Annotated in this window: 10 protein-coding genes; 5 read left to right on the top strand and 5 right to left on the bottom strand. The window is 71.7% G+C overall.

The features are described from left to right. Positions 1–62: 62 nt before the first annotated feature. Together ACFY1E_RS10630 and ACFY1E_RS10625 are read right to left on the bottom strand one after the other, a co-directional pair. Positions 63–1493 (bottom strand): DUF2079 domain-containing protein, encoded by a 1431-nt coding sequence (locus tag ACFY1E_RS10630; RefSeq protein WP_389073817.1) that lies wholly within the window; start codon positions 1491–1493, stop codon positions 63–65. Positions 1494–1659: 166 nt separating this feature from the next. Further along, the gene (locus ACFY1E_RS10625; protein WP_389073815.1) at positions 1660–2727 is read right to left on the bottom strand and encodes a glycerophosphodiester phosphodiesterase family protein; all 1068 of its coding nucleotides are present in this window, start codon (positions 2725–2727) and stop codon (positions 1660–1662) included. A gap of 414 nt (positions 2728–3141) precedes the next feature. Here ACFY1E_RS10625 and ACFY1E_RS10620 point away from each other — a divergent pair, with 414 nt between their 5' ends. From ACFY1E_RS10620 to ACFY1E_RS10610, 3 genes are all read left to right on the top strand, one after another. Then, a complete protein-coding gene (locus ACFY1E_RS10620) occupies positions 3142–4254 on the top strand; it encodes a GNAT family N-acetyltransferase (RefSeq protein WP_389073812.1) in 1113 nt (370 codons plus the stop codon). Positions 4255–4362: 108 nt separating this feature from the next. Next, the gene (locus tag ACFY1E_RS10615) at positions 4363–5346 is read left to right on the top strand and encodes a S1C family serine protease (RefSeq protein ID WP_389073810.1); all 984 of its coding nucleotides are present in this window, start codon (positions 4363–4365) and stop codon (positions 5344–5346) included. Between the two features lie 493 nt (positions 5347–5839). Next, a complete protein-coding gene (locus ACFY1E_RS10610; protein ID WP_389073808.1) occupies positions 5840–6844 on the top strand; it encodes an alpha/beta fold hydrolase in 1005 nt (334 codons plus the stop codon). Between the two features lie 6 nt (positions 6845–6850). On the opposite strand, the gene ACFY1E_RS10605 is transcribed toward ACFY1E_RS10610, so the two are convergent. Together ACFY1E_RS10605 and ACFY1E_RS10600 are read right to left on the bottom strand one after the other, a co-directional pair. Continuing rightward, on the bottom strand, positions 6851–7399 hold the full coding sequence (locus ACFY1E_RS10605) for a hypothetical protein (RefSeq protein ID WP_389073805.1): 549 nt from the start codon (positions 7397–7399) through the stop codon (positions 6851–6853). Positions 7400–7560: 161 nt separating this feature from the next. Next, the gene (locus ACFY1E_RS10600; RefSeq protein WP_389073803.1) at positions 7561–8340 is read right to left on the bottom strand and encodes an SDR family oxidoreductase; all 780 of its coding nucleotides are present in this window, start codon (positions 8338–8340) and stop codon (positions 7561–7563) included. Positions 8341–8652: 312 nt separating this feature from the next. On the opposite strand from ACFY1E_RS10600, the gene ACFY1E_RS10595 reads away from it, so the two are divergent. Then, the gene (locus tag ACFY1E_RS10595; protein WP_389073801.1) at positions 8653–11397 is read left to right on the top strand and encodes an AAA family ATPase; all 2745 of its coding nucleotides are present in this window, start codon (positions 8653–8655) and stop codon (positions 11395–11397) included. A 120-nt stretch (positions 11398–11517) separates the two neighbouring features. Further along, positions 11518–12336 (top strand): alpha/beta hydrolase, encoded by an 819-nt coding sequence (locus tag ACFY1E_RS10590; protein WP_389073798.1) that lies wholly within the window; start codon positions 11518–11520, stop codon positions 12334–12336. Between the two features lie 17 nt (positions 12337–12353). Here ACFY1E_RS10590 and ACFY1E_RS10585 read toward each other — a convergent pair whose 3' ends face one another. Further along, positions 12354–13304 carry an NADP-dependent oxidoreductase gene (locus tag ACFY1E_RS10585; protein ID WP_389073795.1) on the bottom strand — a complete coding sequence of 317 codons (951 nt, stop codon included), beginning with the start codon at positions 13302–13304 and terminating at the stop codon, positions 12354–12356. Positions 13305–13479: the final 175 nt, after the last annotated feature.

The raw sequence follows: 13479 nt of genomic DNA, 5'->3' as shown, positions 1-13479 counted from the left end.
ACAACCTTGGCTGATCCGGATTGTCAATGACGTCCTTGTCAATGACGTCCGGTGCCTGCCGGTCACGAACTGCGCTTGAGGACGACGTAACCGTAGGCGGCGTCGTCGATCACATAACGGGCGTCGGGGTGCAGCTGACGGGCGTAGCCCTGGACGTCTCCGACCCACTTGCCGGTGTTGTTCAGGGCGATGTAGTCGGGGGTGGTGCCCCGGGTGGCGCCGATCCAGAAGACACGGCAGCGGGAGGTGAGCCGGCTGCTGGGGCCGATGTCCGCCTCGACCGTGGCGCCGTCCGGGATGCGGTCCAGGGCGCGTTCGATGCGGGGTACGCCTTCGGGGGTGTCGTAGGTGGCGGATTCCGTCAGCGTGGACAGCGGGAGCGTCGTCGTGAGGGCCAGGGCCGCTGCGGCGACCGCTGCGGGCACGTGCCGGGCGTACGAACGCAGCCAGGGCCGGGAGCTCATCCGCGCCCGGGCGAGCGCGTCGACGAGGGCCAGCGCGACGACCGGCATCAGGACCGCGCTGTAGTGCCAGCCGGTGCCCCAGTAGTGGTCGTCGGCGGAGCAGAAGCGCCAGCCCAGGGTGGGCAGTGCCACGACGAACAGCGGGGAACGCAGGGCGAGCAGACCGCTGGTGGGGATCAACAGCCAGGCCAGGGTGCGGAGCTTGACGTCCGTGCCGTCGAAGAGGGCGAAGCCGCTGTCGACCTTGGTCCAGTACTCGTACCCGCCGGTGGTGTTGAAGGAGGGGATGACGACGGTGAGGGTGACAAAGGTGGCAGCGAGGCCCAGGACCGCCACCACGAGTGCGTACACGAGCGGGCGCGGGGAGCGGCGGCAGCGCAGGGCGACGACCAGCGCGACGGCGGCCACCGTCAGGCCCAGGTCCTCCTTGACCAGCACCAGCGGCAGCGCCCATAGCAGCGCGGGCCGCCACCGGCGGGTCAGCAGCGCCTCCAGGCTGAAGGCGATCAGGGGTACGGCGAAGCAGATCTCGTGGAAGTCGAAGTCGACCGCCCGTTGCAGACCCCAGGACAGGCCGTACGCAAGGCCGAGGACGAGCCCGCGCGGCCGCCCCAGCAGCCCGGCGGCCGCACGGGTCACCGGCACGGCCGACAGCGCGAAGAGCGCGGCCTGGGCGACGAGCAGCGTGACAGGGGAGGGGAAGAGCCGGTGGACGGGGGCGAGCAGAGCGAGCACCGGACTGAAGTGATCGCCCAGGATGTTGAACCCCGGTCCTTTGAGATCGACGACCGGCGCCCGCAGTTGGGCGTAGCCGCGGACCGCCTGCTCGAAGATGCCGAGGTCCCAGGAGCGGGTCGCCAGGTGCTCGTACCGGAGGATGGACAGGATCGCGTACGCGGCGAACAGGGCGGTCGCCAGGAGGTGGGGATCGTGGCGGCCGGGCGGACGGGGGCGCCGGTCGCGCGGGGGACGCGCGACCGGCGCCGGTATGGACTTGCCGGGGAGAAGGGGAGTGGGGGTGTTGGGCACAGTGGGGGGCGTCCTTATGTGCCGGCACGGATCATCAGCCGCGGGCACTCGATGACTACGTCATCTGCTGTGACCGGGTTCGCCGGCCCCCGGTTCACCCGCTGAGACGTAGATCACTTGTACTGCAGGGGCCGAGGAAACGGGGCTGCCGCCGCTGTGCCTGTGTTCAACGGGGCTGGTACGGCTTGGGCAGGCGCATGCCCCGCTCGGCCATGATCTGCCGTACGTGATTGGGGTAGTTGGTGATGATGCCGTCGACGCCCATGTCCATCAGCGCCTCCACGGTGGCCGGATCGTCGCAGGTCCACGGGATGACCTTCAGGCCCCGTGCGTGGGCCTCCTGAACCATCGTCCGGTCGGAGTAGAAGCGGAAGTCCGGGTCGCCGACCTTTCCGGTCTGCGGGAAGCCGTAGTTGGGGGAGAGGGCTCTGACGCCGGGGATGGTGGCGGCAGCCTTCACGAAGTCGCCGCCGTAGTCGTCGGCGTCGATCCCGCCGAGCCACGGCGAGGCACCCGGCCGGCCGACCTGGAGGAAGTCGTAGTTGGTGAGTGCGACGAGGGGCCACCTCGGGGCCAGTTCGTGCATCGCCTTCAGTGCGCCCCAGTCGAAGGATTCGATGGTGACCTGGCGCTCGATGCCCGAGCGGTGGATCTCCTCGTAGACCCGGCGCACGAACAGCGCGCGCGGCGCGGTCTGTTCGGGGGCGCCCGCCTCGACCTTGGTCTCGATGTTCAGCTTGAGCTGCTTGGCGTGATAGCTCTTCACCAGGTTCAGGACGTCCTTCAGCTCGACCATCCGGAACCCCTTGACCACCTCCTGCTCGGGGAAACCGGGCAGCTGTTGGTAGCCGCAGTCCATGGTCTTGATCTGGGCCAGCGTGAGGTCCTTGATGTACTTCCCGACGTACGGATACATCGGGTCGCCCGGCGTGACGGGAGCCGTGTCACGGCACTTCTGGGCGCTGACCTGCCGGTCGTGATTGACCACGACCTTCTCGTCCTTGGTGATCTGGGTGTCCAGTTCCAGGGTGGACACCCCAAGACGCATCGCCTTGCCGAATCCCTCCAGGGACTCCTCGGTCGTCATGCCGATGCCGCCGCGGTGGGCCTGCAGATCGAAGTGCGTCTTCCCGGGCGGTACGCGGGAGCCGTCGTACGCCGTCGCATGAGCCGCCGCCGGGAAGGCGAGCACGGGAGCCAGCGCCAGGGCGGCGAGGGTGTGTCTTGCGGACATCGAAACCTCACTCGGGTCGGTTCGGGCCACTGCACGACGCTAGTTGGAGCCCGGCCCGGCGAAACGGCCCGCACATGAGGACGGCGTGAAATGTACGTGCGCGCCGGGGACCACTTCTACTGCTGCCGTTTTGTAGCGGCAGGCACTCTTGACAACATGCGTACTGTTTCGCGACGTTTGATCCTCGGCGGACAGTTCGGAACCCGAGGATCGACCGCGGAACGACCGTGTACACGGCCGGGAACCGGCCGATACTCAAAGAACGTGGTAGGACGCGGACAGCGCGCCGCGGGGGGACGTCACGGGGGGAGCGGTCGCGGATGCGATCAATGAACAGGGGTCCACACGCTCTACCGGCCTGCCCTGCGGCCGGGTCGTCCCTCGCGGAGCCTGGGGAAGGGCGGATGATCTGACGTGGACGTCACGATCCACAGAGTCGACGAACTGAGCACCTCGCTGCGTGCGGCGTGGCATGCGGCGATGGACGAGTCCCCCGAGTACGCCAATCCCTTCCTGGCTCCGGAGTTCGCCCTCGGGATCGGCAGATACCGCGCCGGCACCCGGATCGCCGTCCTGCGTGAGGACGGGGCGCCGGTCGGCTTCTTCCCCTACGAACGCAACGCTTTCGGCGTCGGCCGGGCCGTCGGGCTCGGCCTCTCGGACTGCCAGGCGCTGGTGCACCGCCCCGGAGTCACCTGGGACGCCCAGGAACTGCTGAGAGCCTGCGGGCTGTCCATCTTCGAATTCGACCATCTCGTCGAGGAGCAGAAGCCGTTCGGCCGGCATGTCACGGGAATGTTCGCCTCCCCGGTCGTCGATCTGAAGCCCGACGAGAGCGGCTATGCGCCGTGGTTGCGCGGTGCCTACCCAGGGCTGGCCAAGACGACGCTGAAGAAGGAACGCCGTCTCGGGCGCGACGTGGGCGAGGTGCGCTTCGAGTTCGACGAGCGTGATCCGCGGATGCTGCGCCGGCTCATGCAGTGGAAGTCCGCCCAGTACCGCAGGACCGGCCGGATGGACCGCTTCTCACGGCCGTGGATCGTCGACCTGGTGGACCATCTCTTCGAGGTCCGCGAGGAGCACTTCACCGGTGTGCTGTCGGTGCTCTACGCGGGCGACCGGCCGGTGGCGGCGCACTTCGGACCCCGGTCGCGCACCGTGCTGGCCGCCTGGTTCACCGCCTACGACCCCGACCTGCACTACTACTCGCCCGGCCTGATGATGCATCTGCGCACCGCCGAGGCGGCTGCCCGCAACGGGGTGACGCTGATGGACCTGGGGCGCGGCGACAAGGAGTACAAGGACTGGCTCAAGACCCGCGAGCTGCGCGTGGCGGAAGGATTCGCCAGCCGTCCCCACCCGGTCGCGGCGGCCCACCGGCTGTGGCGGAGACCGGTGCGGGGCCTGCGGAACACGGTCAATGCCCACCCCGAGCTGCGCGCACCCGCCGACCGGCTGCTGAAGACGGTCGGCACCCTGCGCACCTCGCGGACGACCTCCGGCACCGCGGGGCCCCGCACACGCTGAACAGGCGCCGACGTCAGCCCGCAGCGAAGTCCGGTCCGCCCGCCGAAGCAAGGGTGTAAGCATGTAATACACGCATGCATGCCCTTGGGCCAGCGGAAAGGTCGACTCGTGGCCGAGACACTTTCCGAGCCCGACCGCTCCCGCCAGGAGCAGGCCGCGCTCGACTCCTACTCGCAGATCGTCACCTCCGTCGCTGCCGAGCTCACTCCGAAGGTGGCGGCCCTGAACGTCGCGCACCGCCGCTCCAGAGGCCGATTCGTCATGGGGACCGGCTCCGCGGTGGTCTTCACCGACGACGGTTTCCTGCTCACCAACGCCCATGTCGTGGGGCACTCCGACGCCGGTACGGCGCACTTCGCCGACGGCACGACCACCCCCTTCCACGTCATCGGCGCCGACCCGCTCTCCGACCTCGCGGTGGTCCGCGCCGACGGGCCGACCCCGCCCCCGGCCCGGCTCGGCGAGGCCGACGCACTACGGGTGGGACAGCTGGTCGTGGCGGTCGGCAACCCCCTGGGGCTGGCCGGCAGTGTCACCGCCGGCGTGGTCAGCGCGCTGGGCCGGTCACTGCCGGCGAGCGCGGGCCGGGCGACCCGCGTCATCGACGACGTCGTCCAGACCGACGCCACCCTCCACCCCGGCAGCTCGGGCGGGGCGCTCGCCACGGCCGACGGCAGCGTGGTCGGCGTCAACACCGCCATCGCCGACGTCGGCCTGGGCCTCGCCATCCCGGTGAACGACACCAGCCGCCAGATCATCGCGACCCTCCTCTCCGACGGCAGGGTCCGCCGCGCCTACCTCGGCCTCGCCGGCATCCCCGCACCGCTGCCGCCCCTGCTACGGGCACGAACCGGCCGCCACACGGGCCTGCGGATCGTCGAGGTCGTGCCCGCGTCCCCCGCCGCCCGGGCCGGACTGCGGGACGGCGACCTGCTGATCACCGCCCACGGCGACCCGGTGACCAGCGCCCAGGCCCTGCAGCGGCTGATGCTGGAGGACGCCATAGGCCGCCCCCTCGCCCTCACCGCACTGCGCGGCGAGGCCCTCGTGGACGTCATCGCCACACCGGTGGAACTGATCGCGGACGACTGAGCGTCCGGCACCCCTGCCGTCGCGGGGGCTTGCGGCCCGGCGAGGCGGATGCTTGCGAAAGCCTGCGCCGGGCCGTGAGCCCCGGAGACCCACCGCAAAACCGCACGCCCCAAGGTGGGCAGTACCAGACAGCGGACGCCTCCACACCGCAACCCCGGAACGCAAGCCCCCACGCCCGTCGAACAATCCAGACGCCAGACCCGGGCCAGAACGCAGACCCAGGCGCCAAACGGTGCGCCCGCGGTGAGCCGTCCAGCGCCTGCGCTCGTCGAGGCACGGGCGTCTGCGGCTCAGCACCCGGACTCGGGCCCGCCAAGGCGCCCGGCGCCCGGCGGCGGGGCCTGTCGGACGGCACTCGCGCTTGCCGCGCAGTATCCGGGCTTGCACGGGTTTGGCGTTTTGCTGAAACGGCAACAGGCATCGACCGCATCGCCGCGCACCCGGCATGATCGTCGCCCGCGCCTCCGGTCACGCTCGTCCCCGGGAGGGACCCATGCCGCAGACTCCAGCCGCCGACCGCCCCCGCCACCGCCTTGTGCCCTCGCCCGCCGGCCGCGCCCACCTGGTCGAGCAGGGCAGCGGGCCCCTGGTGCTGCTCGTGCACGGGTTTCCGGAGTTCTGGTACTCGTGGCGGCACCAGCTCCCGGCCCTGGCCGCCGCCGGTTACCGTGCCGTGGCCCTCGACGTCCGCGGTTACGGACGCTCCTCCAAACCCGGGGACGTGGCCGCGTACCGCATGCTCGACCTGGTCGCGGACAACGTGGCCGTCGTCGACGCCCTCGGCGAGCGGTCCGCGGTGATCGTCGGACACGACTGGGGCGCGACCATCGCCGCCACCTCGGCTCTGCTGCGGCCCGATGTGTTCCGAGCGGTCGGGCTGCTGAGCGTGCCCTACACCCCGCCCGGCGGGCCCAGGCCCAGCGAGGTCTTCGCAGGCATGGGCGGCGAGGAGGAGTTCTACGTCTCCTACTTCCAGAGCCCCGGCCGGGCCGAGGCCGAGATGGAGCCCGACGTACGAGGCTGGCTCGCCGGGTTCTACGCGGCCCTGTCCGCCGACACCATGCCCCCGCCCGGCGCGCCCGACCCGCATTTCGTCGCCCGTGGCGGGACGCTGCGCGACAGGTTTCCGGCGGGCCGTCTGCCGCACTGGCTCGGTGAGGCCGAACTCGACGTCTTCGCCGCGGAGTTCGAACGGACCGGTCTGACCGGGGCTCTGAACCGCTACCGGAACATGGACCGCGACTGGGAGGACCTGGCCGCCCACCACGGCGCCCCCGTCGCGCAGCCCTCGTTGTTCGTGGGCGGAGCCCTCGACGCGTCCACCACCTGGCTGGCGGACGCGATCAAGGCGTACCCCACCACTCTTCCCGGGCTGACCTCCTCGCACGTCCTCGACGGCTGCGGCCACTGGATCCAGCAGGAACGCCCCGAGGAGGTCAACCGGCTACTGATCGACTGGCTCGGATCCCTCGATTCCCCCGACTCTCCTGGTGTCTGATGTGCGTCAGGGCTTGCCCGTCCAGGTGTGGGCCACGTCCACGATCACGTGGCCGTCCACCCGCAGGACGCGGAACGGCAGCCGGGCCCGGACGCCGAGCCCGAGCTGGGTGTCGCCCTCGAAGCTGCCGCCGAACCGCGTGTCCCGGAACGCGCGGTACCCGGTGAGGTCGACGCCCGGCAGCGGACGGCCCGCCCGGGCGGGATAGGTGGGCGCCCCGGTGTCGGGGTCGTAGCCGGGCGCATGGACCCGCACCTCGAGGACGGCGCCGCCGCCGACGGGTATGAGCCGGCCCGATCCGTCCTGGTAGAGGTGGCTGACGTACCTGACGGAGTAGCCGAGGCTGTTCCGGCCCGCTCCGGGGATGTCGATGACCATCCGGTCGTAGCAGGTGTGGCGGCCGGTCCTGACGTTCGTGACCGGCTTCGTCGTGGATGCTGCGCGCGTCTTGGCGAGGCTGCCCCAGCCGGTGGGGCAGGTGACGGTCTGGGCGGTGGCGGCGGGTGCGGCGTCGGCCGGAACCGCGGTCGCTCCCATCGCGGTGCCCAGAAGCATGAGCGCTGCCCATGCGGTCCTGCTGCGTATTGCTCTGCTTCGTCTCATCTCGTCCCCCGAAGCATGGTTCGTACTGGTATTTGATGAGACATACGGGGTGGCTGAAAGGTTGCGGTTGCGGGCCGGTTTTCTCCAGGGTGCGCTGACGCGGCTTCCGTCGGCTACCAGGTCGGGATGAATCCGCCGTCGACCCGCACGTCCGTACCCACCGTGTTCGCGGCCCGGGCTCCGGCGAGGAACAGTACGGCGTTCGCGACCTCGTCCGGCTGCGAGAACCGGCCGGTGACCATCGCGTGCGCGGCGCCCGCCCTCACCGTCGACGGATCGGCGCCGGTCGCCCGGCTCACCGTGGCCGCCACGCCGTCGTCGGCCAGCCACAGGTCGGTGGCGACCGGACCGGGACTGACCGTGTTGACGCGGATCCCGCGGGTGCCCACCTCCTTCGACAGGCCCTTGGAGAAGGCGAGGAGGGCCGCCTTCGCCGCGCTGTAGTCGAGCACCAGGGGATCGGGCAGCGCGGCGTTCACCGAGGCGATGTTCACGATGCTGCCGCTGCCCTGCGGGAGCATGACCGGAAGTGCGGCGCGGGTCGTCCGGACCGCCGCCAGCAGGTTGAGGGTGAGCGAGGCCAGCCAGTCCTCGTCCGTGATGCTCAGGAACCCTTCGGGCCGCACGGGTGCGGCACCGACGTTGTTGACGAGGATGTCCACGCGGTCGCCCGCCCGCGCGACCAGCCGGGCAGGGCCCGACTCCGTGGCGAGGTCGACCTCGACGACCTCGACGGCCTCGGTCTTGGCCAACTCGTCCAGCTCGCCCGACGAGTGGCGGGCACCCGCGACCACCCGGGCCCCCTCACCCGCCAGCGCCCGTACGACGGCGAGGCCGATGCCTCGGCTGGCTCCGGTGACGACGGCGACCTGACCGTCGAGTTCATGGTCCATGACCTGCTCCTTGACGTGTCCGGGAGGGAGCCGGGGCGCTCGCCGCCCACCGAGCCGACCGTACGGGCAAGGCCGAGGGACGGGCTTCGGTCATGCGACTGTTTTCCCGGCGCCGTGCCCTCCTGTGTCCGCCGACGCACGCACCAGTCGGCGCTCTCCCGCCGTGCGACACGCACCGCGCGCACCGGCTGCCACAGGATGGGCGGAAAGGTCGCGAGATGAGCGGGCCCCGGCTCAAGATGGGAAAGGGGCCGCCGCCCCGCGAGCCGTTCGCCTCGGTCTCGCCCGGTCACTGCCGAAACGCGGGGGAGCATGGACGAACTGGACCTGGTGGGGCGCGACACGGAACTGCGGGCCTTGGCGGAGCTGGTCGGACGGCTCCCCCAGGGCGGCGGTGCACTGGTCGTCGCCGGTGCCGCGGGCATCGGCAAGTCCTCGCTGCTGCGCGCCACGGTCCGGCTCGCGCGGGAGGCGGGCACCGAGGTCCTGGAGACGACCGGTGCCGAGTGCGAGGCGCGGCTGCCCTACGCGGGGCTGCACCAGCTTCTACGGCCCCTCGTCGGCACCGCCGAGGCGCTGCCCGCGCCGCAGCGCGGGGCGCTGATGTCGGCCTTCGGCGCCGAGGACGGGCCGCCGCCCGAACCGTTCCTGATCGCGCTCGCGGCGCTGGGCCTGCTGGCCGAGGCCGCCGCCGTACGGCCGGTCCTGGTGGCCGTCGACGACGTGCAGTGGCTGGACCACCCCACCCAGGAAGCGCTGGCGTTCATCGCGCGGCGCGTGTGCCGCGAGCCGTTGGCCGTGGTGGGGACCGTACGGGCGGGCCACCCGGGGCCCTTCCTCGACGCCGGCGTGCCCGAGCTCACCGTGACCGCTCTGGACGACACCGCGGCGCGCCGGCTGCTGGACGCCGGCGCGGACGACCTGCCCCCTGCCGTACGGCAGCAGATCCTGCGGGAGGCGCTCGGCAACCCGCTCGCGCTGGTGGAGCTCCCGACGGCATGGCGCACCAGGCCGCGGCCCGAGGGCGGGGACCCGGTCCGGCTCCTGCTGCCGCTCACCGATCGTCTGGAGCGCACCTTCGCCAGCCGCGTCCTCGAACTGGCGCAGCCCACTCGGGACGCCGTGCTGGTGGCCGCCGTGGACTACGAGGAGCAGCTGCCGGAGATCCTCGCCGCCGCCTCCCTGCTGGCCGGGCACGAGCTCACCGTTCAGGTCCTGGGCCCCGCCGCGGCCGCCGGCCTTCTCCACTTCGACGAGGCACGGCTGCACTTCCGCCACCCGCTGGTCAGATCCGCCGTCCTGCAGTCCGAGCCGTCCATTCGCCGGCTGGCGGCCAACGCCGCCCTGGCCGACGTCCTGGTCGACGAGCCGTACCGCCGTACCTGGCACCGCGCGCAGTCGATCGTCGGCCCCGACGACCAGGTCGCCGACGAACTCGAGGCCAGCCACACCGTGTCGCTGCGCCGGGGTTCCGTCACCGCGGCGATCTGGGCGCTGGAGCGTTCCGCCCAGCTCAGCAGCGACTCCGCCACGCGCGGGCGCCGCCTGCTGCTGGCCGCCGAGCACGCCTTCGGGCTGGGCCGGGCGGACCTGGTGGACCGGCTGGTCACGGCGGCGGAGCGGACCGAGCTGTCGGAGCTGGACCGGGCCCGGATGGAGTGGCTCCGCGAGATCTTCGAGGACGGCGTGCCCGGTGATGCCGTCCGCGTCTTCGAACTGTGCGCCGTGGCGGAGCGGTCCGCGGCCGCCGGCGACCAGGACCTCGCCCTCAATCTGCTGCTGGGCGCGGCACTGCGCTGCTGGTGGGCCGAGACCGGACCCGAGGCACGGGCCCGCGTCGTCGCCGTCACCGAAGCGCTCCCCGGTGCACTGGACGATCCGCGGGGCATCGCGGCCGTCGGCGTGGCCGAACCCCTGCTGCGCGGCAGCGCCGTCCGCGACCTGCTGACCCGGGGCGGCCTGGCCCGGGTCACCGACCCGGACCAGCTGCGCCTGCTCGGCATGGCGGCCCACGCCGTCGGCGATCTCACCCTCGCGGTCGACCTCCTCGGACGGGCCGAACTGAAACTGCGCGAGCAGGGCCGCCTCGGACTGCTCTCCCATGTGCTGAGCATGCAGATCGGCGACCACCTCTGGCTGGGCGACTGGGAGCGCGCCGCGACCGCGGCGGAGGAGGGACTGCGGGTCGCCCGGGACACCGGGCAGCCGATCTGGAGCACCGGATCCAGAAGCCTCGAGGCCATCGCCGCCGGTCTGCGCGGGCAGGGACAGCACGCGCTGGAACTGGCCGCCGTCGCCGAAGCCGCCGCCCACGACCGCCGGCTCAACAACCTGCTGGCCTGCGTGCAGCTCGCCAAGGGCCTGATGTGGCTGACGGCCGGGCGCCCGCAGGAGGCGTACGACGAGCTGATCCGTCTTTTCGACCCGGCCGATCCCAGCCACCACCGGCGCGAGTGCTTCGACGGGGTGATGTTCCTCGCCGAGGCCGCCGCCCAGAGCGGCCACCGCGAACAGGCGCGGGCGGTGATCGCCGGTCTTGAAGAGGTCGCCGAGCTCACGAGTGCACCGCTGCTGCACGTCCAACTGGCCTACGCCCGCGCGGTGCTCGCCGACGACGCCGATGCCGAGAAGCTCTATCTGTCGGCCCTGCGCCAGGACCTGGGCCGCTGGCCGTTGGCCAGGGCCAAGACCGAGCTGGCGTACGGCAGTTGGCTGCGGCGCCACCGCCGGGCCGTCGAAGCCAGGGGGCCGCTGCGGTCGGCCCGGACCACCTTCGACCTCATCGGTGCGAGCGCCTGGGCGGACCAGGCGCGGGGCGAACTCCGTGCCACCGGCGAGCGGGTGGCCGACCGCACCGCCAGGGTCCAGGACGCGCTGTCTCCCCAGGAGCTGCAGATCGCCCGACTGGCGGCCGAAGGACTGTCCAACCGGCAGATCGGCGAACGGCTCTGTCTCTCGCCCCGCACGATCGGCTCCCACCTCTACCGCGTCTTCCCCAAACTCGGCATCACCTCGCGGGCACAGCTCGCCTCCCGTCTGGGACCCGGCGTGCCCTGAGGGCCGCGTCGGCAGTCACCTGACTCAAGCGAAGGCACCGCCGAGCGGAGGAGCATGCGAGACGGACGCATGCCTCCTGGCGCCCGTCGACCGACCCCGAACCGGCGGAAGGACCCGATCATGGCCGGCACCGCCCCACCCGTCGTCTTCATCCACGGCCTCTGGCTGCACCCGACTTCCTGGGCACCCTGGCAGGAGCTGTTCGAGGGCGCGGGCCACCGGACTCTCGCGCCCGGCTGGCCCGGTGTCGCCGAGACCGTCGAACTCGCCCGGGCCAACCCGGACTCCATCGCCGACCGCGGCATCGACGACGTCGTGGAGCACTACGCCGCCGTCATCGACGAGCTGCCCGAACGTCCCGTCCTCATCGGCCACTCCTTCGGCGGGATGATCGCCCAGAAGCTGCTCGGCCAGGACCGCGCGGCGGCCGCGATCGCCATCGACGCGGCCCAGATCAAGGGCGTGCTCCCGCTGCCGCTGTCGGCACTGCGCTCCACCTTCCCGGTCTTCGCCAACCCGGCCAACCGGCACCGTGCGGTGTCGCTCACCGCCGAACAGTTCCGCTTCGCCTTCGGCAACGCGGTGGCGGCCGAGGAGTCCGACGCGCTGTACGAACGCTGGACCATTCCGGCGCCGGGCAAGCCCCTGTTCGAGGCCGCCGCGGCCAACTTCTCCCCGCACTCGCCGGCCAAGGTCGACACCGGCAACGAGGCCCGCGGCCCACTGCTGCTGATCATGGGCGGCCGTGACCACACCGTCCCTGAAGTCGTCACCAAGGCCACGCTCAAGCAGTACCGGGATTCGACGGCGGTGACGGAACTGGTGGAGTTCGCCGACCGTGGCCACTCGCTCACCGTGGACAGCGGCTGGCGGGAGGTCGCGGACGCCTGCCTGACATGGCTCGGCAAACAGGGGTTGCAGCCGGACACCGCGCTCTGAGGAAGCGGTACGACACCTCAGCTCACCCGGAGCACGACCTTCCCTCGGCGGTGCTCGCGCTCCAGCGCCTCATACGCCCCTGCCGCATCCGCCAGCGGCACCACCCGGTCGATGCGTGGCGTCAGCCTCCCGGACTCGAACAGCCGGGCCAGCTCGGTGAGCCCGGCACGGTCCGGTTCGACCACGAAGAACACTCCGCGCGCCTCGCCCGCCCGGCTCGGGTCGGGCGGGGCGACGATGCTGACGAGCACGCCCCCGGGCCGCAGCACCTGCCAGGAGCGGGTCTGGATGTCGCCGCCGACCGTGTCGAAGACCAGGTCGACATCCTTGACCTGGTCCTCGAACCGCTCGCTCGCGTAGTCGATGACGTGCTCCGCACCCAGCTCACGTACGAATTCCGCGTCTTCGGCCGAGGCGGTGGCGGTGACGGAGGCGCCCAGGGCCGCGGCGATCTGCACCACGAAGGAGCCCACACCACCCGCCCCACCGTGCACCAGGACCCGCTGACCCTCGGTGAGGCCGCCGTGGCGGACGAGGCCCTGCCAGGCCGTCAGCCCGGCCAGCGTCAACGCGGCCGCGGCGTCGTGGGACAGCGCCGCGGGCTTGACGGCCAGTACCCCCGCCGGGACGGCGGTGAACTCCGCCGCCGCACCGTCCCGCGTGAAGGGAATCAGACCGAACACCTCATCACCGACCGACAACTCGGACACCCCCGAGCCCAGTTCGGTGATCGTCCCCGAGACCTCCTTGGCAGGGACGATCGGCACACGGGGGCTGCCCGTGCCGTCGAAGCTGTCCGTCCAGGTCGCGTCCCAGCCCAGTTCCCCCGAGGTGATCGAGGCCGAACGGACGGCGACGAGCACCTCGCCCGGCCCGGGTACCGGCCGCGGCGCGACCTCGTGGACGAGCTGCTGCGGCCCGCCGCGCGAGTGCCCACGGACCGCGTGCATGGAGGCCGTGGTGTCCATGAGAGTTCCCTTCGCCGGGGGCATCCCGATGGGGCGGGCGTACACGCGACCACGTCGATCGCCGTACCTGACCATGTTCATCCTCGCGGCTCGGCCCGGCTTGAGTCGGATGACTGAGCCGGTTGCCGATCCTGCTGATCACTCTGCTGATCAGCCTTGATCGCAAGGGCCCAGA

Origin of the sequence: Streptomyces sp. NPDC001604, assembly GCF_042893475.1 — a bacterium.
Taxonomy (GTDB): Bacteria; Actinomycetota; Actinomycetes; order Streptomycetales; family Streptomycetaceae; genus Streptomyces.
The sequence above is the reverse complement of the archived record's forward strand: the minus strand, read 5'-3'. Positions and strand labels throughout refer to the sequence as shown.